Source organism: Nocardia sp. NPDC058666 (genome assembly GCF_042714895.1).
Taxonomy (GTDB): Bacteria; Actinomycetota; Actinomycetes; order Mycobacteriales; family Mycobacteriaceae; genus Nocardia.
On record NZ_JBHXRY010000014.1, the window covers coordinates 17883 to 38544 of the forward strand.

The 20662-nt window shown below is 66.5% G+C and carries 22 protein-coding genes; 9 read left to right on the forward strand and 13 right to left on the reverse strand.

Going from position 1 to position 20662, the window contains the following annotated elements; translation table 11 throughout:
* Nucleotides 1–36: 36 nt before the first annotated feature.
* Nucleotides 37–1560, reverse strand: coding sequence for an aldehyde dehydrogenase family protein (locus tag ACFWVD_RS24125; RefSeq protein WP_379246395.1), 1524 nt, complete (start codon nt 1558–1560; stop codon nt 37–39).
* Nucleotides 1561–1693: 133 nt separating this feature from the next.
* On the opposite strand from ACFWVD_RS24125, the gene ACFWVD_RS24130 reads away from it, so the two are divergent.
* Nucleotides 1694–2146 carry an Lrp/AsnC family transcriptional regulator gene (locus ACFWVD_RS24130; RefSeq protein ID WP_379246397.1) on the forward strand — a complete coding sequence of 151 codons (453 nt, stop codon included), beginning with the start codon at nt 1694–1696 and terminating at the stop codon, nt 2144–2146.
* Between the two features lie 66 nt (nt 2147–2212).
* Nucleotides 2213–3553, forward strand: a complete 1341-nt coding sequence (lat, locus tag ACFWVD_RS24135; protein WP_379246399.1) for an L-lysine 6-transaminase — start codon at nt 2213–2215, stop codon at nt 3551–3553.
* A gap of 86 nt (nt 3554–3639) precedes the next feature.
* Here lat and ACFWVD_RS24140 read toward each other — a convergent pair whose 3' ends face one another.
* From ACFWVD_RS24140 to ACFWVD_RS24155, 4 genes are all read right to left on the reverse strand, one after another.
* Nucleotides 3640–3984: a hypothetical protein gene (locus tag ACFWVD_RS24140; RefSeq protein WP_379246401.1), complete on the reverse strand. Its 345-nt coding sequence runs from the start codon at nt 3982–3984 to the stop codon at nt 3640–3642.
* Nucleotides 3985–4017: 33 nt separating this feature from the next.
* Nucleotides 4018–4989, reverse strand: coding sequence for a patatin family protein (locus ACFWVD_RS24145; protein WP_379246403.1), 972 nt, complete (start codon nt 4987–4989; stop codon nt 4018–4020).
* A 159-nt stretch (nt 4990–5148) separates the two neighbouring features.
* Nucleotides 5149–6948, reverse strand: coding sequence for an acetyl/propionyl/methylcrotonyl-CoA carboxylase subunit alpha (locus ACFWVD_RS24150; protein ID WP_379246405.1), 1800 nt, complete (start codon nt 6946–6948; stop codon nt 5149–5151).
* 188 nt (nt 6949–7136) lie between these two features.
* Nucleotides 7137–8027: a sulfurtransferase gene (locus ACFWVD_RS24155; protein WP_379246576.1), complete on the reverse strand. Its 891-nt coding sequence runs from the start codon at nt 8025–8027 to the stop codon at nt 7137–7139.
* 148 nt (nt 8028–8175) lie between these two features.
* Between ACFWVD_RS24155 and ACFWVD_RS24160 the strand changes: the two genes are divergently transcribed.
* Complete coding sequence (locus ACFWVD_RS24160; protein WP_379246407.1) at nt 8176–8940, forward strand: helix-turn-helix transcriptional regulator; 765 nt, start codon at nt 8176–8178, stop codon at nt 8938–8940.
* On the opposite strand, the gene ACFWVD_RS24165 is transcribed toward ACFWVD_RS24160, so the two are convergent.
* From ACFWVD_RS24165 to ACFWVD_RS24175, 3 genes are all read right to left on the reverse strand, one after another.
* Nucleotides 8866–9501, reverse strand: a complete 636-nt coding sequence (locus tag ACFWVD_RS24165) for a nucleoside triphosphate pyrophosphatase (protein ID WP_379246409.1) — start codon at nt 9499–9501, stop codon at nt 8866–8868. The genes ACFWVD_RS24160 and ACFWVD_RS24165 overlap by 75 nt on opposite strands.
* An 8-nt stretch (nt 9502–9509) precedes the next feature.
* Nucleotides 9510–9839: an acyl-CoA carboxylase epsilon subunit gene (locus tag ACFWVD_RS24170; RefSeq protein ID WP_379246411.1), complete on the reverse strand. Its 330-nt coding sequence runs from the start codon at nt 9837–9839 to the stop codon at nt 9510–9512.
* Nucleotides 9840–9969: 130 nt separating this feature from the next.
* On the reverse strand, nt 9970–11610 hold the full coding sequence (locus tag ACFWVD_RS24175) for an acyl-CoA carboxylase subunit beta (RefSeq protein WP_379246413.1): 1641 nt from the start codon (nt 11608–11610) through the stop codon (nt 9970–9972).
* Nucleotides 11611–11734: 124 nt separating this feature from the next.
* Between ACFWVD_RS24175 and ACFWVD_RS24180 the strand changes: the two genes are divergently transcribed.
* Entirely contained in the window at nt 11735–12520 is a 786-nt protein-coding gene (locus ACFWVD_RS24180) for a biotin--[acetyl-CoA-carboxylase] ligase (protein WP_379246415.1), read from the forward strand.
* A gap of 39 nt (nt 12521–12559) precedes the next feature.
* Here ACFWVD_RS24180 and ACFWVD_RS24185 read toward each other — a convergent pair whose 3' ends face one another.
* Nucleotides 12560–13522 (reverse strand): acyl-ACP desaturase, encoded by a 963-nt coding sequence (locus tag ACFWVD_RS24185; protein WP_379246417.1) that lies wholly within the window; start codon nt 13520–13522, stop codon nt 12560–12562.
* A 128-nt stretch (nt 13523–13650) separates the two neighbouring features.
* Here ACFWVD_RS24185 and ACFWVD_RS24190 point away from each other — a divergent pair, with 128 nt between their 5' ends.
* From ACFWVD_RS24190 to ACFWVD_RS24200, 3 genes are read left to right on the forward strand one after another with little or no spacing between them, the layout of a single operon-like run.
* The gene (locus ACFWVD_RS24190) at nt 13651–14184 is read left to right on the forward strand and encodes a PH domain-containing protein (RefSeq protein WP_379246419.1); all 534 of its coding nucleotides are present in this window, start codon (nt 13651–13653) and stop codon (nt 14182–14184) included.
* A 41-nt stretch (nt 14185–14225) separates the two neighbouring features.
* On the forward strand, nt 14226–14924 hold the full coding sequence (locus ACFWVD_RS24195) for a response regulator transcription factor (RefSeq protein WP_194826060.1): 699 nt from the start codon (nt 14226–14228) through the stop codon (nt 14922–14924).
* Between the two features lie 3 nt (nt 14925–14927).
* A complete protein-coding gene (locus ACFWVD_RS24200; protein WP_379246421.1) occupies nt 14928–16235 on the forward strand; it encodes a sensor histidine kinase in 1308 nt (435 codons plus the stop codon).
* Here ACFWVD_RS24200 and ACFWVD_RS24205 read toward each other — a convergent pair whose 3' ends face one another.
* Nucleotides 16236–16784 carry a GtrA family protein gene (locus ACFWVD_RS24205; protein WP_379246423.1) on the reverse strand — a complete coding sequence of 183 codons (549 nt, stop codon included), beginning with the start codon at nt 16782–16784 and terminating at the stop codon, nt 16236–16238.
* A gap of 39 nt (nt 16785–16823) precedes the next feature.
* Between ACFWVD_RS24205 and ACFWVD_RS24210 the strand changes: the two genes are divergently transcribed.
* Both ACFWVD_RS24210 and purE read left to right on the forward strand, forming a co-directional pair.
* Nucleotides 16824–18047, forward strand: a complete 1224-nt coding sequence (locus ACFWVD_RS24210) for a 5-(carboxyamino)imidazole ribonucleotide synthase (RefSeq protein WP_379246425.1) — start codon at nt 16824–16826, stop codon at nt 18045–18047.
* A 95-nt stretch (nt 18048–18142) separates the two neighbouring features.
* Nucleotides 18143–18649 carry a 5-(carboxyamino)imidazole ribonucleotide mutase gene (purE, locus tag ACFWVD_RS24215; RefSeq protein ID WP_379246427.1) on the forward strand — a complete coding sequence of 169 codons (507 nt, stop codon included), beginning with the start codon at nt 18143–18145 and terminating at the stop codon, nt 18647–18649.
* A 46-nt stretch (nt 18650–18695) separates the two neighbouring features.
* Here purE and ACFWVD_RS24220 read toward each other — a convergent pair whose 3' ends face one another.
* The 3 genes from ACFWVD_RS24220 to ACFWVD_RS24230 form a co-directional block, all read right to left on the reverse strand.
* Nucleotides 18696–19163, reverse strand: a complete 468-nt coding sequence (locus tag ACFWVD_RS24220) for a PIN domain-containing protein (RefSeq protein ID WP_379246429.1) — start codon at nt 19161–19163, stop codon at nt 18696–18698.
* Nucleotides 19164–19260: 97 nt separating this feature from the next.
* A complete protein-coding gene (locus ACFWVD_RS24225) occupies nt 19261–19719 on the reverse strand; it encodes an excisionase family DNA-binding protein (protein WP_379246431.1) in 459 nt (152 codons plus the stop codon).
* 100 nt (nt 19720–19819) lie between these two features.
* On the reverse strand, nt 19820–20650 hold the full coding sequence (locus ACFWVD_RS24230) for an alpha/beta fold hydrolase (RefSeq protein WP_379246433.1): 831 nt from the start codon (nt 20648–20650) through the stop codon (nt 19820–19822).
* Nucleotides 20651–20662: the final 12 nt, after the last annotated feature.

Sequence of the window (20662 nt, forward strand, 5' to 3'; positions counted from 1 at the left end):
ACACGGGGGGAGCCGAAAGACGAAATCGGTGCCTGATCAGCCGAAATGGATGCCCTGAGCCAGGGGGAGTTCGGTGGAGTAGTTGATGGTGTTGGTCGCGCGACGCATGTACGTCTTCCAGGAATCGGAGCCCGACTCGCGCCCGCCGCCGGTGTTCTTCTCCCCGCCGAACGCACCGCCGATCTCCGCACCCGAGGTGCCGATATTGACATTGGCGATGCCGCAGTCCGAGCCCGCCAGGAACCGTTCGGCCTCACGCTGGTCGAGGGTGAGGATCGACGAGGAAAGTCCCTGCGGCACACCGTTGTTGAGTGCGATGGCCTCATCGAGGTCGTCATAGGTGAGCACGTACAGTATCGGCGCGAAGGTCTCCTCGCGCACGAGCTCGGTCTGCCCCGGCATGCGAACCAGTGCGGGCCGCACGTAGTAGGCGTCGGGACCGACGATCTCGACTCGCTCACCGCCGCAGATGATGTCGCCACCCTCGGCCACCGCTCCTACCAGTGCTTCCTGCATCGCGGCGAAGGCGAGTTCGTTGATCAGCGGGCCGACCAGCACGCCGTCGTCGAGCGGATTACCCACGGGCAGTTGGCTATACGCCGCGGACAGCCGTTCGACCACCTGGTCGGCGATCGAACGGTGCACGATCAACCGACGCAGACTCGTGCACCGCTGCCCCGCGGTTCCGGCCGCCGAGAACACGATCCCGCGCACCGCCAACTCCAGATCGGCACTGGGCGCGACGATCGCGGCATTGTTGCCGCCCAGTTCGAGCAGGCACCGCCCGAACCGCGCGGCCACGCGAGGTGCGACCGTGGCGCCCATCCGCACCGAGCCGGTGGCACTGAGCAGTGCGACACGGGGGTCGTCGACCAGGACCGAACCGGCGGTCGCATCACCCTGAATCAGTTGGTGCACTTCGGGATCCGCCCCGACATCCACCGCAGCCCGACGCAGCAACGTGTGACAGGCCAACCCCGTCAACGGCGTGGTCTCCGAGGGTTTCCACACCACCGTGTCACCACACACCAGCGCGATCGCGGTATTCCAAGCCCACACCGCCACCGGGAAATTGAACGCCGAGATCACCCCGACGACGCCGAGCGGATGCCACGTCTCCATCAGTCGATGGCCGGGCCGTTCGGAAGGCATTGTGGCGCCGTAGAGTTGGCGCGACAGCCCGATCGCGAACTCGCAGACGTCGATCATCTCCTGCACTTCGCCCAGCGCCTCGGGACCGATCTTGCCCGCTTCCAGGGTCACCAGTTCGGCCAGCTCGTCCTGATGCTCCACCAACAACTGAGCCAGCCGACGTACCAGCGCGGCCCGAATGGGCGCGGGCACCGTGCGCCACGACTCGAATGCCGTTGCGGCACGGCCGATCGCGGCGTCCACGTCGGCGGGGGTATCGGTGGTCAACGGCAGCAGGACCCCGCCCGAAATGGGCGTGCGCGCCAGCAGCGGGCCGGGTGCGGGCAGGGTGGCACCCAGGGCGTGCAGCAGCGCCCCGGCGCGCAGCGACAGCTGCTCGGAGAAGTTCTCGGTCACGGTCTGCGTCATCGGTACTGTGCTCGCCTTCTGCAGTTCGGCTGACTGCTGTTTGGTACGACTCACGGAAAAGTTCGGGAGATTTCGGTGGGGAACGGAAAGAAGTTTTCCCCGCGCCGGGGCCGCGCTGGGTTAGCCTTCGCTGATGGCGGATACACCGGCTCGACCCCAGCTAGACGACATCGATCGACTATTGATCAAGGAACTGATGATCGATGGCCGCGCCACGTTGTCGATCCTGGCGGAGAAGGCCAGTCTGTCGGTCTCCGCGGTGCAATCGCGGGTGCGCAGGCTCGAAGCGCGTGGCGTGATCCGCGGATACACCGCGAATGTGGACCCCGAAGCGCTGGGCCACCTGTTGTCGGCGTTCGTCGCGATCACTCCTCTCGACCCGTCCCAACCCGATGACGCGCCCGCATTGTTGCAGCACATCCCCGGCATCGAGGGGTGCCACTCGGTGGCGGGCGAGGAGAGCTACGTGCTGCTGGTGCGGGTGGCCTCGCCTCGGGCGTTGGAACATCTGCTGCAGGAGATCAGGGCCACGGCCAACGTGCACACCCGCAGCACCATCATCCTGCAGACATTCTATGACAAGTAGTCATCGGTCGTAATTTGATTCGCGAATCCGTAGAACTTCCGTAAATATTTGCGTATCGTCGGTCTGGTGACCATCGAACTGGAGCGCCCCGGCGCGGCGGTCATCCCCGCCAACCGGGTCCACGAAATCCTGTCCTCGCACATCCTCGCGGACGGCTTCGAACTCGTGCTCGACCTGCGCAAGTCGCACGGTCGCACGCTGGTCGACGAACGCGACGGCACCAGCTACCTAGACATGTTCGGCTTCTTCGCCTCCAACGCGCTGGGCATGAACCATCCCGCGTTGGCCGGCGACGAGGACTTTCTCGCCGAATTGGCCACTGCCGCACTGAACAAGCCGAGCAACTCCGACATCTACACCGTCGAGATGGCGGCCTTCGTCGACGCCTTCGCCCGCGTGCTCGGCGACCCGAGCCTGCCGCATCTGTTCTTCGTCGACGGTGGTGCGCTCGCGGTCGAGAACGCGCTGAAGGTCGCGTTCGACTGGAAGAGCAGGCACAACGAATTGCACGGTCGCGCACCGGAACTGGGCACCAAGGTGCTGCACCTGACCGGGGCGTTCCACGGCCGCAGCGGCTACACGATGTCGCTGACCAACACCGATCCGGTCAAGACCGCCCGCTTCCCGAAATTCGACTGGCCGCGCATCGACACACCGCACACCTTCGCCGGCCCCGATATCGAGAAACTGGAAGCGCGCGCGCTGGCGCAGGCCGAACAGGCTTTCGCCGAAAACCCGCACGACATAGCGTGTTTCATCGCGGAGCCGATTCAGGGTGAAGGCGGCGACCGTCACCTTCGGCCGGAATTCCTCGCCGCCATCCAGCAGCTGTGCCACGCCAACGACGCGCTGTTCATCCTCGACGAGGTGCAGACCGGCGTCGGCCTGACCGGAACCACTTGGGCCTTCCAGCAATTGGGGGTGCAGCCCGATGTGGTGGCGTTCGGGAAGAAGACGCAGGTGTGCGGGATCATGGCGGGCGGTCGGGTCGACGAGATCGACGACAATGTCTTCCAGGTGAGCTCGCGTCTGAACTCCACGTGGGGCGGCAACCTCACCGACATGGTCCGTACTCGGCGCATTCTCGAAGTGCTGGAACAGGATCGGTTGATCGAAGGGGTGGCGCCGCTGGGTGCGTTCCTGCTCGATCAGCTGGGCAAACTGGCTGCCGCGCATCCGGACGAGGTGAGCGAGGTGCGTGGGCGCGGGCTGATGTGCGCGATCACCCTGGCCACGCCGGAACTGCGCGATCGGGTGGTGACGGAGTTGCGTGGACGTGAGCATGTGCTGTTGCTGGGCACGGGGGAGCGCAGCATTCGGTTCCGTCCGGCACTGACGGTGACCGAGGAAGAACTCGAGCGCGCGGTCGATGCGTTGGACGCGGTCCTCACACGAGAAGCGCAGTAGCGCAACACAAGTCGCTCATGGCCGCGATATGGCGACGTGTCGCGGCTATGGGCGGCGTTTTTCCTCGCGGAACCGCCATAACCCCGTCAGGCGGAGACCGGCCGCAACCCCAGCGCACCCTCGACGAATCGATGCACCGACGCCAGCCCTGCCGCCAAAGCCTCGTCCGCACCGGCCCGCGCCCACCCGGTCACCGCAGCCGTTCCGTCGACCCCCGGCGTCACGCCGATCTCGGCGACCATCTCCGCCGTGGTCGGCACACACACCGCCCACGACAGGTGCGACTCATCCGCCCACTGCTGCGAACGCGTGGCCACATAGTCGGAATCGGTGATCCCCCCATCGGCCAACGCGGGTCGGTCATCGATGCGCTCATCGGCCCGCAAGGCGCGCAGATACCAGGACCCAGCGTTGATCTCGATCGCTTCCACGCCCGCAGCCTAACGGCTCATCTCGCGGCTGGTTCAGGCCGTACGCAGCGTTCCCCCACCGAGCAACGAATGCACAGCCGTCCGCCCGATCTCCAACGCCCGATCGAGCAGATCCGTATCCCGAGTCGCACTCTCCACCGCGGGCGAACCAGCAGGCGGATGCACCTGCAGCACCTGTTCGCCCAGCCCGGCCAGATAACTGTCCTCCCTGGCCTGCTGACCCGGCCGCTTCGTCCACGCCCGAAACGCCCCCGGCGCGATGGCCCGCATGTACCCGCCGCCCACCACCCGGTGCAGCAGCGAAGCGGGCGGCCGCAGCTCGTCGGTGCGACGGGTGCGCAACACCAACGCGTGCGTGACCCCCGCGGCCACCGCCGTACGAATCGGCACGGTCTCGGCGAGCCCACCGTCGAAGTAACTGCCACCCCCGAGCATCACCGGTGGCCCGGCCAGCAGTGGCAGCCCCGCAGACGCCCGCAGCGCCGTCAGCAGCGACTGTTTGTCGGTGATGTAAGGACCAAGGTCCACCGACTCCCCGGTGCGGATGTCGGTCGCGATCGGGTGAAAGCTGGTGGGGTTGGCCAGGATCGCCGGAAAGTCCATCGGCTGGATTCCGTCGTAGACGCCGTTCACCAGATAGTGCAGGTCGAACACCGGCTTACCGCGCAGGATGCGCACCGGGTCCACCACGCGTCGCATGATCGCCGGATCGGTCCACGATCGCATCCCCGTAGCCGCGCGTCCGCACAGCAACCACGCACCGTTGATCGCCCCGGCCGACGTGCCGTACACCGCGTCGAACACCTTCGACAGGCCCAGCTCCTCGAGCGCCTGCACCATCCCGCTGGAATACACCCCGCGACTGGCACCACCCTCGATCACCAGCGCCAGCCGATGCCCGTCAGCGCGATGACCGGCGTCTCGACGGTGGTGAATGACCTCCGCGACCGTGGCCGAACCCGGCGTAGGCAACGGGTTCGAATCGGTGTGCGCGGTGCTGGTCACCCGATCCACGATACGACAGGATCGGGCCACTCAGCCTGGAAGAACCCGTGATCTTCGCCCCCCGTTCAGCTACGCCGCCTCCCTGCGACTTTTGCCGGTAGGAGAACAGCAACGGGCGCCGGTCACGAAGACCGACGCCCGTTGGGGTGAAACCAATTTTTACTTGATCTCCGCCAGAACAGTGCCCTGCGTGATCGCAGCACCCGCCTCCACGGACAGCCCGGTGACAACACCGGCCTTGTGCGCGTTGACCGGGTTCTCCATCTTCATGGCCTCGAGCACCACGATCAGATCGCCCGCCTCGACCGACTGTCCCTCTTCGACAGCCACCTTCACGACGGTGCCCTGCATCGGCGCGGTCACCGCGTCACCCGACGCCGCACCACCGGCCGCGCCACCACGCTTGCGCGCCTTGGGCTTCTTGCGAACCACACCGTTGCCTGCCGAACCGGCAGCGCCACCACCGAGGGTGAACTGACCCGGCAGCGACACCTCCACGCGACGTCCACCGACCTCGACGACGACCTTCTGCCGGGGCAGATCCTCGTCGTCATCGTCGGCAACGCCCGCGGCCGTGTACGGCTCGACGGTGTTGTTCCACTCGTTTTCGATCCACTTGGTGTAGACGTCGAACTTCTCGCCGTCACCGATGAACGCCGGATCCTCGATGACCGCGCGGTGGAACGGGATCACCGTGGCCAGGCCCTCGACCTCGAACTCGGCCAGCGCGCGACGCGCACGCTGCAGCGCCTGCTCACGGTTCTCGCCGGTGACGATCAGCTTGGCCAGCATCGAGTCGAACTGCCCGCCGATGACGCTGCCCTGCACCACACCGGAATCCACGCGCACGCCGGGGCCCGAGGGCTCGCGGTACACGGTGACCGGGCCGGGCGCGGGCAGGAAGCCGCGACCGGCGTCCTCACCGTTGATGCGGAACTCGAACGAGTGGCCGCGCGGAGCCGGGTCTTCCTTGATGGTCAGCTCGTCGCCGTTGGCGATCGCGAACTGCTGACGCACCAGGTCGATGCCAGCGGTCTCCTCGGTGACCGGGTGCTCCACCTGCAGGCGGGTGTTCACCTCGAGGAACGACACGGTCTCGCCCTGCACCAGGTACTCCACGGTGCCGGCACCGTAGTAGCCGGCTTCGCGGCAGATGCGCTTGGCGGAGTCGTGGATGGCGGCGCGCACCGAGTCGGACAGGAACGGCGCGGGCGCCTCCTCGACCAGCTTCTGGAACCGACGCTGCAGCGAGCAGTCGCGGGTACCGGCGACGACCACGTTGCCGTGCTGGTCGGCGATGACCTGGGCCTCGACGTGGCGGGCCTTGTCGAGGTACTGCTCGACGAAGCACTCACCGCGACCGAACGCGGCCACGGCCTCACGGGTGGCCGACTCGAACAGCTCGGGGATCTCCTCGATGGTCTGGGCGACCTTCATCCCGCGCCCACCGCCACCGAACGCCGCCTTGATGGCGACCGGAACGCCGTACTCCTTGGCGAACGCGACGACCTCGTCGGCGTTCTTGACCGGGTCCTTGGTGCCCGCGGCCATCGGCGCCTTCGCCTTCTCGGCGATGTGGCGCGCGGTGACCTTGTCACCGAGGTCGCGGATGGACTGCGGCGACGGACCGATCCAGATGAGCCCGGCGTCGATGACGGCCTGGGCGAAGTCGGCGTTCTCGGAAAGGAAACCGTAGCCGGGGTGGATCGCGTCGGCGCCGGACTTGGCCGCGGCGTCGAGGATCTTGTCGAACACGAGGTACGACTCGGCAGAGGTCTGACCGCCGAGGGCGAACGCCTCGTCGGCGAGCTTCACGAAGGGAGCGTCGGCATCGGGCTCGGCGTACACCGCGACGCTGGTGATTCCCGCGTCCTTGGCAGCCCGGATCACGCGAACCGCGATCTCGCCGCGGTTAGCTACGAGTACCTTCGTGATCCGTGCGCTGGCATGGCTGGGCACTGAGCCTCCTGTGTGCAATCTTTGGTCGCGTCGGGGAACGGGTCGCCGGTTAGGCCCCGTGCCCGGTATCGACAACTTTCGTCTCGGGCGAGTGTAGGCAGTGTGCCAACCCTGCTCGAACTCGGCTAGCCCTACCGTGGAGTAGGTCGCAGGTCACACTACGCGGCGTCCACCGATGTGAACATGTTTCACATGATCTGATTCGCGACACCGGGCTCGGTACCTGCGACTATGGGCAGCCGCACCGAATTGCCCCATTCGATCCAGGAACCGTCGTAATTGCGCACCGACCTGCGGCCGAGCAGGAATGTCAGCACGAACCAGGTGTGGCTCGAGCGCTCGCCTACCCGGCTGTACACGACCAGATCGTCGGCCGGCAGCGCCCCGTAGACCTCGTCGAGTTCGGCGCGCGAGCGGAATCGGCCGTCGTGGGTGGCGGCCTGCGTCCACGGGATGTTCACCGCGGTCGGCACGTGACCGCCCCGCAGCGTCGCGTACTCCTCGCGCAGGCGTGCGTCCTCGATCTCGCCGGAGTACTCCTGCGCCGAGCGCACGTCGACCAGCGGCTTGCCGAGCCTGCCCAGCACCTCGTCGCGGAACGCGCGCGCGGTCGAGTCGTCGCGCTCGACCTCGGGATAGTCGCTGGGTACCGGCATCGGCAGATCGAACGTGGTGTCGCGTTCCTCGGAGATCCACGCGTCACGGCCGCCGTCGAGCAGACGCACGTCCTCGTGCCCGAACAGGGTGAAGATCCAGGCGGTGTGCGCGGCTTGGGCATTGCCGCGATCGCCATAGATCACCACGGTGTCGTCGCGCTGGATACCCTTGGCTCGCATCAGTTCGGTGAAGCGCGGGCCGTCGACATAATCGCGGGTCACCGGGTCGCTCAGGTCGCCGCGCCAGTCGATCTTGACCGCGCCCGGGACGTGGCCGATGTCGTAGAGCAGGATGTCATCGTTGGACTCGATGATTCGTAAACCACGCACGCCGATGTTTGCGGACAGCCATTCTGTGGTTACCAATCGTTGTGGCACTGCGTAGGAACCGAAGGCGGGGTGGCGATCCGGGGCGACGGGCACGATGTGGTCCTTCACGCGAGTTGGGTGGGTGCGAACACTGTGTGGTCGCATCCGATGGTAAGTGTGTGGTGGCACGTCACAAATCGACACAATGGGCGAATAAAGCGCACGGTTATCCGATAAAGTCTCTGGAGAGGAGGGGTGAGCTATGTCCGATTCATGGCCGCGACGGCGACTGCTCGCGATCCTACGTGGCGCCACCGAGCCCCTCGATGCCCAGGAACTGGCCCGGATCACCGGACAGCACGTCACCACCGTCCGATTCCACCTCGACGTGCTCACCCGCGAATCGCTGGTGCGCCAGTTCCAGCAACCGCCACGCGGACGCGGACGGCCACGCATCGGCTATCGCGCGGTCCAACGCTCGGTGGGATACCAGGAACTCGCACAGGTGCTGGCCGACCATCTCGGTCCCGACCCGGTCACCCGTTCGGCCGCCGCGATCGCCGCGGGCCGAGCCTGGGGTGCGCGCATGGACGTCGGCGCGCAGCCGGTGGAAACCCTCGCCGACGCCAGGGACATCACCATGTCACTGCTGTCGGAACTGGGCTTCGCGCCGGAGAAGGAACCCGCCGGTGAGACCCCCGAACACGTGCAGATCAACCTGACCGCCTGCCCGCTGCGGGAACTGGCCCGCTCGCACGCCGAAGTGGTGTGCGGGGTGCACATGGGGCTGATGAGGGAAGTGCTCGAACGCAACGGTGCGCGCGGTCGCGTGGACGTGCAGCTGCACCCGTTCGTGGAACCCGAACTGTGTACCGCGCGCCTGGACCTGACGATGTCGGCCGACGACCGCACTCCGGCCGTGGAGCCGGGCGCGCAGCACGTGATCGCGCCGTCAGTCCCGCGCGTCCCGCCACAGCTGCGTGACACCGACCCCGACGTCTTCGAGCAGTCGGCGCAACAGCGGTAGACCGATCCCGATCACGCTGGACGGGTCGCCCTCGATCCGGTCGACGAACCACCCGCCCAGACCGTCGAGCGTGAAGGCGCCCGCGACCTGCAAGGGTTCGCCCGAGGCGATATAGGTCTCGAGTTCGTCGGGTGTCGGCTTCGCGAAATGCACTGTGGTACTGCTGCATTCGGCGGATTCGGCCACGATCTCACCATCGCGCAGACGCAGCACACAGTGCCCGGTGATCAGATCCGCGCTGCGCCCGGCCATCGTGGCCCAGCGCTGCCGCGCGACCTCGGGAGTGTGCGGTTTGCCTTGTAGCTGCCCGTCGACCAGCAGCATCGAATCACAGCCGACCACCACACAGTCGGCGTCGAACTCCGGGATCGACGCGGCGACGTCGGCCGCCTTGGCGCGGGCCAAGGCGACCACGACATCGTGCGAGGAGGTACCGGCGGGCAGTGCCGCGGCTACCGCGTCCTCGTCCACGCCGGAGACCCGCACCACGGGATCGATCCCCGCGGTGCGCAGGATCCCGAGCCGGGCCGGAGACGCGGACGCCAGAACCAGCTCGGTCACCGGCACGGTCAGCGCAGGTGCGACAGCATCGGGTACACGTACGGCGAGAACGGGTTGGTGCCCCGATGCATCATCGTCGACGTGCCCCAGCTGTCCGCCGGACCGCTCGCGCCACCTGCGGGGGCAGCAGCGGCCGCAGCACTGAGCACCGCGACCAGCGCCGCGATGTCCGCGTCGGTGGGCGAGCCCTTGAGAATGCGGAACAGCGGCTCGCCCGCGGTGTCGACGGGAGCTTGCGCCACCGCCTGCACCGACAGTTCGAGTTCCTCGACGAGTGGCTCGACGACGAGCTCGAGCTCGGCGACTGTCAGAACATCTTCTTCTGCCACAGTTGTCACAGTGCCAGATCCTTCCTGCACTTACTTCGCTTCTCGAGCGCGGTTGCCGCGATCATTCCCGGTCCCACCGCGTCGATCAATAGTTGCTTCCCACAATCAGTGTGCGCGGGTGCACTCTGATATCGCGCAATCAGAGCGGAATGTTGCCGTGTTTCTTCGGGGGCAACGTCACCATCTTGCGCTCGAGCAGGCGCAGCGCCGACACGATCTGGCCACGGGTGTGCGACGGCGGGATGACCGCGTCGACGTAGCCACGCTCGGCCGCGACGTACGGGTTCACGAGCGTGTCCTCGTACTCGTTCTGCAGCTCGAGGCGCAATGCGTCGACGTCGTCGCCGTTCTTCGCGGCTTCCAGCAGCTGCTTGCGGTAGACGAAACCGACGGCACCCGAGGCACCCATCACCGCGATCTGGGCGGTCGGCCACGCCAGGTTCACATCGGCACCCATGTGCTTGGAACCCATGACGTCGTAGGCGCCGCCGTAAGCCTTGCGGGTGATGATGGTGATCTTGCCCACAGTGGCCTCGCCGTAGGCGTACAGCAGCTTCGCGCCACGGCGGATGATGCCGTTGAACTCCTGGCCGGTGCCGGGCAGGAAGCCGGGCACGTCGACCAGGGTGATGATCGGGATGTTGAACGCGTCGCAGGTGCGCACGAAGCGCGCGGCCTTCTCCGAGGCGTCGATGTCGAGGCAGCCGGCGAACTGCATGGGCTGGTTGGCCACGATGCCGACGCTGCGCCCGTCCACCCGACCGAAACCGCAGATGATGTTCATCGCGCGCTCGGCCTGGACCTCGAGGAACTCGTCGTCGTCGAGCAGACGACGGATGACCTCGTGCATGTCGTACGGCTGGTTCGGCGAGTCCGGGATGATCGTGTCGAGCTCGATGTCCTCGTCGGTCAGCGAGTCCTCGATGGCACCGTCGATCGGGTCGGTGGGCAGGTGACGCGGGGACTCGGCGCGGTTGTTGCTGGGCAGGTAGCCCAGTAGTTCCTTGACGTAGTCCAGGGCGTCCTGCTCGCCGGAGGCCACGTAGTGGGCCACGCCGGACTTGACCATGTGGGTGTGCGCGCCACCCAGGTCCTCCATGGAGACCTCTTCACCGGTGACGGTCTTGATCACGTCGGGCCCGGTGACGAACATCTGCGAGGTCCCGTCGACCATCACCACGAAGTCGGTGAGCGCGGGGGAGTACACGTGACCACCGGCGGCGGCGCCCATGATCAGCGAGATCTGCGGGATCACGCCCGAGGCCTGCACGTTGCGGTGGAAGATCTCGCCGTACAGCCCGAGGGAGACCACGCCTTCCTGGATGCGCGCGCCCGCGCCCTCGTTGATGCCGACCAGCGGACGGCCGGTCTTGATCGCCAGGTCCATCACCTTGACGATCTTCTCGCCGTAGACCTCGCCCAGCGAGCCACCGAACACGGTGACGTCCTGGGAGAACAGGCACACGTCGCGGCCGTCGATGGTGCCGTAACCGGTGACCACGCCGTCGCCGAGCGGGCGGTTGTGCTCGAGGCCGAAGTTCACGCTGCGGTGCTTGGCCAGTGCGTCGAGTTCGACGAAGGAGCCCTCGTCGACCAGGGCCAGGATGCGCTCGCGAGCGGTCATCTTGCCCTTGGCGTGCACCTTGTCGACCGCGGTCTCACCCATCGGGTGCTGCGCTTCATCGAGCCGATTCCGCAGATCAGCCAGCTTCCCGGCGGTGGTGTGGATATCGGGGGTGCCCGCCGATTCCGATGCGGGCTGCTGCTGGACACTCGTCATGGGTTGCGATTGTAACCAGTGACACCGTCGCGCACTACGGCAGTCTCGCTTACCGGTCAGTAGAGAAACCGCAGCTAGCTGTGGTCATGATCGTTCACGGTTGACACCCGGTAGCCTGCCTGAAATGAACCGGGCACCCCTGGACGAATCGCGGCTGAGCGCCTCACCTGCACTGTCGTTCTACGAGCGGATCGATGTGGTCGAGTCGACCGGATCGACCAATGCCGATCTGGTCGCGCGCGCGGCCGACCCGTCGGTGGACCGGGTGGCGTTGCTGGCCGAGGAACAGGTCAGTGGTCGCGGCAGGCACGCCCGCGCGTGGGTGAGTCCGCCGCGGGCGCAGATCTCGATGTCGATCCTGGTTCGCCTGCCCGGCATCGATCCGTCCGCGCTGGGGTGGTTGTCGTTGCTGACTGGCATCGCGGTTGTGGACGCGTTGCGCGGAACCGCCGATGTGGCACCAGAATTGAAGTGGCCCAACGATGTTCTGCTCGGCGGCCGCAAACTCGCGGGCATCCTCGCGGAGGTAGCCGCGACCGGTACCGCGCCCGCCGTGGTGATCGGCATCGGCATGAACGTCGACCTCGACGAATCGGAACTGCCTGTCGCCCATGCGACTTCGCTGTCGCTGGCCGGTGCGCAGGTCGACCGCACCGAGTTGGTCGCGGCGATCCTGGCCGAATTCGCGCGCCGCTTCACCGCGTGGGAGCTGTCGGGTTGGAACACCACCGAACTCATCGCCGAATACCGTCAGCGGTGCGCCACGATCGGCGTCGACGTGCGCGCCGAACTGCCCGGCGGGACGGTGCTCACCGGCGTGGCCACCGGCGTCGACGACACCGGCAGGCTGCTCATCGGCGACCGTGCGGTCTCCGCGGGCGACGTCTCCCACCTGCGCGGACACTACTGAGACGGGCCCGGCAGCCGGGCCCGTCTTCAGCGGCACAGATCAGCGAGCGGCCACCGTCGTGCGCTCGGCTACCTCACGCTCGCGAGCGAGCAACCGGTCGCGCTGTTCCTCGAACCGCAGCACGTCCTTCTCCAGCTTGTCGATGAACAGCGCCAGTTCGTCGCGCGCCGCCTCGCCCCGCGCACCGAAGTCGTTGCGCTCGAACACATCCCACTGCTTGAGCACCGGTCGCACCACTTCGTCGAGGTGCTGGCGCAGGTCGTAGATCCCGTGCTTGGCCATCAACACACCGTTGCGCCGCCAGTTCGGCATCCCCGCGCCCGGCATCTGAAAGTTGGTGAGCACCTTGGTGATCGCGGGCATCGCCTGATCGGGCACCAGGTCCAGCGCCGCCGCGCACAGGTTCCGGTAGAAGATCATGTGCAGGTTCTCGTCGGTGGCCACCCGCGCCAGCATCTTGTCCGCGATCGGGTCGTCGCACACCCGCCCGGTATTGCGGTGGCTGACCCGGGTGGCCAGCTCCTGGAACGTCACATAGGCGACGTTGACCAGGAAACCGCCCCAGTTCGCCGGTGCGTGCGCACCCTGCGTCATGTGCACCATCCGCGCCTCTTCCAGCGCCACGGGATCCACACCGCGAGTAACAACGAGGTAGTCGCGAATGACGATGCCGTGCCGGTTCTCCTCGGCGGTCCACCGCCCCACCCACGTGCCCCACGCGCCGTCGAGCGAGAAGTTCTCGGCGATCTCGCGGTGGTAGGACGGCAGGTTGTCCTCGGTGAGCAGATTGGTGATCATCGCCGCCTTGGCGACGTCGGTGAGCTTGGATTGTGAAGGGTCCCAATCGGTTCCGCCCATGGCGGCGAAATTGCGACCTTCCTCCCACGGCACGTAATCGTGTGGATTCCAGTCCTTGGCGATGGAAAGGTGCCGGTTGAGGTTCTGTTCGGCAACAGGTTCCAGGGCCGTGAGAATGTCGAGCTGAGTCAGATCTTCGGTCACGCGTGCCTCCACTGTCGGTTTCGAGCAAGCAGATCGGGATAAAACCTGGCATCTAGCGTGGAATCCACAGTATCGGTTCGGTCGTGGCATCGAGAAATGCACCGTCACACCGCTGTACTGTTCGGGGCATGGGTTACCCGGAGGATGTCCTCGCGCCCGACGAGCAGCTGATCCTGCACCGCCACCCGCATTGGAAAATGCTGGTGTGGCCCATCGTCACTCTCATCGTCGTGACCGCGATCGCCGGCTTCCTCGGCGGTCTGGCCTGGCGCAACACCACCGGTCATGTCCGCACGGTGCTGCTGATCCTGATCGGGCTGGTCTGGCTCGGGGTGATCGCGTGGCGGGTGGTGGCGCGCGTGATCGCTTGGAAGTCGACACATTTCATCATCACCGGGCGACGCGTGCTGGTGCGCCAGGGCGTGCTCACCCACACCGGCATCGACATTCCGATGAGCCGGATCTCCAGTGTGCAGTTCAGCCACGGACTCTGGGACCGGATGCTGGGCACCGGCACCTTGATCATCGGGTCCTCGTCGGAGGAGCCGCTGGAATACGACGACGTGCCGAAGGTGCAGCAGGTCCACGCGCTGCTCTACCACCACGTGTTCGAGGCGGGCCGCTCCACCAGCGACCAACACTGGGGCGGCGGCTACCGGTGAGCTGTCCTTCCCCGCTGATCAGAAACGCTTAGCCTGTGCACATGACCGCAGTACTGCTGGCCGAAGACGACGAGGCGATCGCCGCACCCCTGTCGCGCGCGCTGGGACGTGAGGGCTACACCGTCACCGTCGAACGGTTCGGCCCCGCGGTGCTGCGTCGCGCCCTCGAAGGCAACCACGACCTGCTGATCCTGGACCTCGGCCTGCCCGGCATGGACGGCCTCGAAGTGTGCAGGCAGGTGCGTGCCAGCGGCGCCGATCTGGCGGTGCTCATGCTCACCGCCCGCACCGACGAAGTCGACTTCGTCGTCGGCCTGGACGCGGGTGCCGACGACTACGTGGGCAAACCGTTCCGGCTGGCCGAACTGCTGGCCCGCGTGCGAGCCCTGTTGCGCCGCAGCGGAATCGGCGACGACGCGGTGGAAGTCGGCGCGATCCGACTAGAACCCGCCGCCCGCCGCGTATTGGTCAACGGCGCCGAAGTGAACCTGGCCAACAAGGAATACGAGCTGCTCAAGGTCCTCATCGACCGCGCCGGTCAGGTCGTCTCGCGCGAGACCATCCTGCGCGAGGTCTGGGGCGACGCGGACCTGCGCGGTTCCAAGACCCTGGACATGCACATGTCCTGGTTGCGCCGCAAGATCGGCGACGAGGGCCCGATGGCCGAGCGACGCATCGTCACCGTGCGCGGGGTCGGGTTCCGGCTCAACACCGACGGACCCACCTCGCACCGAGGCTGACCGGTGCGCCGCCGCATCCTGCGTTCGATTCTCACCGTGCTGACCATCACCACGGTGGTCCTGGGCGTACCGCTGATCTACACCGCGTGGCTGTGGGTCGAGGACATCACCCGCAACGACCTGCAGAGTCGCCTGGAACAGGTCGCGGCGGAGGTCATCGCGCAGGAAGGCGGCGACGGGATCGTGCACAACGGTCTCGACGTGCGAGCCATGCGCGCGCTGATCCCCGAGGGCGGCAAACTCACCATCGTCTACCCGGCCCCGCACGACAACGCCGCCCGCGAGGACCTCGGCGTCGACGAGGTACCCGATCCGCTGATCGAATCACTGTCGATGGGCACCTCCGGTTCGCTGCGCCTCGAGGTCCCCGCCGGGCCGATGCACTCGCGTCAGGAACAGGCGGTGGCCGCGGTCGCGCTGGCCGTGCTGGCCTCGCTGGGCGCCGCGTTCTCGGTCGCGGTGGTGACCGCCCGCCGCGTCGCCGACCCGCTGCGCGATGTGGCCGCGCGCGCCGCCCGCCTGGCGATGGGCGACTTCCGCCCCGACCCGCGCCGCCACGGCATCGCCGAACTCGACCGCGTCTCCGACGTGCTCGACTCGGCGACCGTGGAGATCGCGGGCCGCCTACAACGCGAGCACGCGCTGGTCGCCGACGTCTCCCACCAGCTACGCAGCCGCCTGACCGCCGTTCGCCTACGCCTGGACGAGCTGTCCACCCACGCCGATCCCGAGGTCGTCCACGAGGCGGAGGAGGCGATGGCGCAGGTCGACCGGCTCACCGAGGCCATCGACGACCTGGTCCGCGCCTCCCGCGACGAGGACGCCAACGACCGCGACCCGGTCCCGGTGATGGCGGAACTGCGCGGCGTGGTCACCGAATGGACCCACCCGTTCCACGAGACCGGGCGTGAACTGCAACTGCTCGGCGACGAATCGCTGCGAGCCCCGATCACCGGTTCCCGGCTGCGCGAGGCGGTCGCGGTGCTGGTCGACAACGCGCTCATGCACGGCGACGGCACCTGCACGATCTCCGTGCGCACGGTCCCGACGATGAGTTCGCGCGACCCGCTGATTTGCGTGGAGGTGTCCGACGAGGGGGAGGGGGTGCGCGACGAACTCGCGCCGCACATCTTCGATCGGGGATTCTCCGCGGGCGGTTCGACCGGCGTGGGTCTTGCCCTGGCCCGCGCGTTGGTCGAGGCCGATGGTGGGCGACTCGAGTTGCAGCGGCGTCGGCCGGCGTTGTTCGCGGTGTTCCTGGGTTCCAAGCTCAATCGGCCGCAGAACGCGACGTTGACCGAGCCACGCTGATCAGCTGTGCCCGAGGTGCTCTTGCTCGCCCTCGATGAGGTCGTCCAGTTCCGCCTCTAGCTCGTTCATCTCGTCGGGGAACACCCAGCGCTTCATCGCCCAGAACCGGAACGCCATCTGCAGCAGGTTGCCGATGATGAACGCGCTGAAGAAGTCGGCCAGGTTCTCGACCAGGAAGCTCACATGGGGTTCGCGCAGGTCCAGCACGTAGATCGAGATCCACAGCGGGATATTGGCCAGCACCACCCCGACGCCGCTGACCCCGAAGAACAGCAGCGCCTCGTGATGCTTCTCCCGGCCGCCGCGGTTCTTGAACGACCATTCCCGGTTGAGAATGTACGACGCGATCACCGCGACCACCCCGGAGATGATCTTGGCCGTAATCGGCTTCTCCGACAGGATCGTCCACTTCAACAGGTAGAACAGGCCGCTGTCGATCACGAACGTCGTGGCTCCGACAATGGCGAACTTGATCAGCTCTTTGTGCTTGATCGCGCTCGCACGCATGCGCGGGGGAAGGACGTTGACCACGTCGTCGACGATTGACACGAGTTCTGAGTGTACCGGTCGACGACTTCGGCTCTCGACATGACAACATTGTCCGACGTGACCGCACGCTCATTCGATCCGTCAGCCATGCCCACCGTCACCATGATCGGTGGAGGCCAGCTCGCGCGCATGACGCACCAGGCCGCGATCGCGCTGGGCCAGCGTCTGCGAGTGCTCGCGGAACAGCCCGACGACCCGGCCGCGCAGGTCACCCCCGACGTGGTGTTCGGCAGCCACGACGACCTGTCCGCGCTGCGCGAGGCCGCCCGCGGTTCGCACGCGCTGACCTTCGACCACGAGCACGTGCCCACCGAACACCTCGAGGTGCTGGTCGCCGAGGGTGTGAACGTGGCACCGCCGCCGCAGGCGCTGATCTTCGCGCAGGACAAGCTGGCCATGCGGCGGAAGCTGTCCTCGCTGGGTTTGCCGGTGCCCGCGTTCGTCGAGGTCGAGGCTGTTTCGGACGCGGTCGCCTTCGGTGACGAGCACGGCTGGCCGTTCGTGTTGAAGGCGGTGCGTGGCGGTTACGACGGGCGCGGCGTGTGGATGCCCGCCGACGCTGCCGAGGCCACCGAGCTCGTGTCCGACCAGCTCGCGCACGGCGTGCAGTTGCTGGCCGAGTCGAAGGTCTCGTTGAAGCGCGAGCTGTCGGCGATGGTCGCGCGATCCCCCTTCGGACAGGCGGCGACCTGGCCCGTGGTCGAGACCGTGCAGCGCAACGGCCAGTGCGCCGTCGTCATCGCCCCCGCCCAGGACCTGGACGAGGACTTGGGTGCGCGCGCCGAGACCATGGCACTGGAACTGGCCGCCGGTCTCGGTGTGGTGGGAGTCATGGCCGTGGAGCTGTTCGAAACCCACGACGGCGAACTGCTGGTCAACGAACTCGCCATGCGCCCGCACAACTCCGGCCACTGGGGCATGGACGGCGCCCGCACCGGCCAGTTCGAACAGCACCTGCGCGCGGTCCTTGACTACCCCCTCGGCGACACGTCCCCGCTCGCACCGGTGACCGTGATGTCGAACATTCTCGGTGCGGCGGAAGCTCCCGAGATGTCGATGGACGAACGGCTGCACCACCTGTTCGCTCGCATGCCCGATGCCAAGGTTCACCTCTACGGCAAGGGTGAACGCCCTGACCGCAAGATCGGCCACATCAACATCCTCGGCGACGATGTCGTTGCGGTGCGCGAAAAGGCCGAGCGTGCGGCGCACTGGATGTCGACCGCGGTCTGGACCGACGGTTGGGATCCACACGGGGAGTGAAACCCATTGTCCCGCAAGTGTTTTCGACGCCTGCGGGAGTCGGCGCAGTAGAGCCTCGAAACCGCGGCGTCAGCCGCCAACCCTAAGGAACCCACATGAGCACCACTGGACCCCAGGTCGGCCTCATCATGGGCAGCGACTCCGACTGGCCCACCATGGAAGCCGCCGCAGAAGCCCTCGCCGAATTCGGCATCCGCTTCGAAGTAGGCGTCGTCTCCGCCCACCGCACCCCCCAACGCATGCTCGACTACGCCCGCGAAGCGGCAGGCCGCGGCCTCAAAGTGATCATCGCCGGCGCGGGCGGCGCAGCCCACCTCCCCGGCATGGTCGCGTCAGCCACCCCCCTGCCCGTCATCGGCGTCCCCGTCCCCCTGAAATACCTGGACGGCATGGACTCCCTCCTCTCCATCGTCCAAATGCCCGCAGGCGTCCCCGTAGCCACCGTCTCCATCGGCGGCGCCCGCAACGCAGGCCTACTGGCAGTCCGAATCCTCGCCACCACCGACGAAGCCCTCCGCACCCGCATGGAACAGTTCCAAGCCGACCTGGAAAAAATGGTCCTCACCAAAGACGAAGCCCTCCGCAACAAACTCCTGGGCTGAGATGATGTCGCCCCGTCGCGAGCCGACGAGCGGGGCGCATCAGAAGTCAAGCACCACGACGTCCCTCACGTAGAGCTGCCACGGCCTCGACCAACCCTGCGCGTTCGAGTTCGTCGAGCACGTCCTCAGCAGTCTCTGGCGGATTTCGTCTGGAATACGCGATTTCTTGGACGCAGCCCCAGACAACTCGATCGTCGAGGTCGATGAGGTCCAGCAGGAAATCATCCGGACTCTTCGCTGCGATGTTCCAGCCCGCGATGTACTCGTCGGGAAAGTCTTTCAGGTTGGACGTCACGATTATCTGAGCGCCTGCTCTGATCGCGGCGGCAAGTACATGGCGGTCGTCAGGATCCGGCAGTTTCAGGTTTTCGACAAGCGGTTCGTACCCCTCGATTCGGCAGTCGGGAACCGCAGTGATGATCATCTGCCGCAATTGTGCGATCTTCTCGGCAGTGATGTCGGGCCGCTTGGCGGCGAGGCTACCCAGCGCCTCGTCGAGGATCCGGTCCGCCATTGGGCCCGGACAACTTTTGCGCGAGCCAAGCGGATGAATAGATCGCGAACTGCGTTGCCATACAGGACATTCGCGTCATAGACCACGATGAATGCCATCAGAGGTCGAGTTCCTGCCCGAGGCGGGTCAACTCATCTGCGGCCGCGCGGCTGGTGGCCTCGCTGCGCTGGGCGTACACCTTGAGGTCGTCGAATCGGATCCGGCGATGCCTACCGACGAGGCGATAGGGGATCTCGTCGTTCTCCAGCAGTCCCACCAGATACGGCCGCGAGACGTTCAACATGTCGGCGGCCTGCTGCGTGGTCATCTCCGCATGTGAGGGGACCACCGAAACGCCGCGGCCCTCTGCCGCCTGCGCCAAGATGAACGCCAGCAGGCTGACAGCTTCCCGCGGCAGTGCCAGCGCCTCGTCACTACCGATCTCTCCGGTGACCGGAATGATCTCCTCGTCCGGGTGGCGCATGAGGTAGTCCTTGATCCGCCGCATCGCTCGGTCGGCGACGGCCGCATCGATCGCACCGGGTTCGGTGCGCTTGGCCGACTGGATACCTGACATCGTTGCCTCCTTCTCGGTAAGCCGTAGCGTTCCGACACCGACTGAACAGCTATTCGCAGTGTACGAAATATTCGAAGCAAGCGAAACCTCGCCGGCTGGATCAGTCGAGGAAATCCCGCAGGGCGACGGCGACGGCTTCCGGCGCCTCCACGTGTGGGGAATGCCCTGCGTTCTCGATGATGGCGGTGCGTGCGCCCGCGGCGGAGTAGCGCGCGATCGACGGTGCGCAGGCGTACATCTGGTCGCGGCGGCCGTGAATTGCCAGAACAGGCACGTCCAGGCGTTGGATCCGTGCGTCGAGTGGGTCGGCGGCCAGCTCCCGCGCGCGGTCGACGAGTGCGAACCTGCCTATCGACGGAGTGAAGGCGCGGAAGTCGCGCACGACGATTTCGGCGAAGCCGGGTACCGAATCGAACCGGAACCCCGGTGCGAATCCCTGTTTCGAACCTTGTTGGATGGCGAACGCGGGCGCTCGTTGAGCGATCGCGATCAGTGACGGCCGGGAGAGTGTGATGAGGCCGGGAGGGTAAGTGGCGCAGCGGAAGTCGGGCGCCTGGTCGATCAGTACGACAGCATTCGCGCGCCCGGCAGTAGCCAAATCGATGGGGATGTCGGTGCCGAAAGAATGTGCCACCGCGGAGATTTCGGTGATTCCGAGGTGATCGAGCACCTCGGTGACCATCGCGACCTGGTCCATGCGCCCGAGCCGTTCCCGCCCGCCGGTTGCGCCGTGTCCACGCAGGTCGATTCGCACAATGCGATAGGTGTCGCACAGCAGCGAGGTGAGCTGGTCGAACCATTCCAGCGAACACGGTGAGCCGTGGATGAGGAGCAACGGCGGACTCTTCGATGGTCCATCCAGTCGCACGCGCACCGGCCCGTGCTGCAGGTCAAGGATCCGATCGGTCGATTCGTCGACCGTGAAGCTCATGGTGACAGTCCT

What these genes read in the sequence shown, in the direction of transcription:
- ACFWVD_RS24220 (WP_379246429.1), bottom strand. Translation starts at nt 19,163, where the DNA reads ATGGCGGACCGGATCCTCGACGAGGCGCTGGGTAGCCTCGCCGCCAAG.
- ACFWVD_RS24210 (WP_379246425.1), top strand. Translation starts at nt 16,824, where the DNA reads ATGACAACATTGTCCGACGTGACCGCACGCTCATTCGATCCGTCAGCC.
- ACFWVD_RS24190 (WP_379246419.1), top strand. Translation starts at nt 13,651, where the DNA reads ATGGGTTACCCGGAGGATGTCCTCGCGCCCGACGAGCAGCTGATCCTG.
- ACFWVD_RS24125 (WP_379246395.1), bottom strand. Translation starts at nt 1,560, where the DNA reads ATGACGCAGACCGTGACCGAGAACTTCTCCGAGCAGCTGTCGCTGCGC.
- ACFWVD_RS24175 (WP_379246413.1), bottom strand. Translation starts at nt 11,610, where the DNA reads ATGACGAGTGTCCAGCAGCAGCCCGCATCGGAATCGGCGGGCACCCCC.
- ACFWVD_RS24195 (WP_194826060.1), top strand. Translation starts at nt 14,226, where the DNA reads ATGACCGCAGTACTGCTGGCCGAAGACGACGAGGCGATCGCCGCACCC.
- ACFWVD_RS24180 (WP_379246415.1), top strand. Translation starts at nt 11,735, where the DNA reads ATGAACCGGGCACCCCTGGACGAATCGCGGCTGAGCGCCTCACCTGCA.
- ACFWVD_RS24230 (WP_379246433.1), bottom strand. Translation starts at nt 20,650, where the DNA reads ATGAGCTTCACGGTCGACGAATCGACCGATCGGATCCTTGACCTGCAG.
- purE (WP_379246427.1), top strand. Translation starts at nt 18,143, where the DNA reads ATGAGCACCACTGGACCCCAGGTCGGCCTCATCATGGGCAGCGACTCC.
- ACFWVD_RS24130 (WP_379246397.1), top strand. Translation starts at nt 1,694, where the DNA reads ATGGCGGATACACCGGCTCGACCCCAGCTAGACGACATCGATCGACTA.
- ACFWVD_RS24160 (WP_379246407.1), top strand. Translation starts at nt 8,176, where the DNA reads ATGTCCGATTCATGGCCGCGACGGCGACTGCTCGCGATCCTACGTGGC.
- ACFWVD_RS24225 (WP_379246431.1), bottom strand. Translation starts at nt 19,719, where the DNA reads ATGTCAGGTATCCAGTCGGCCAAGCGCACCGAACCCGGTGCGATCGAT.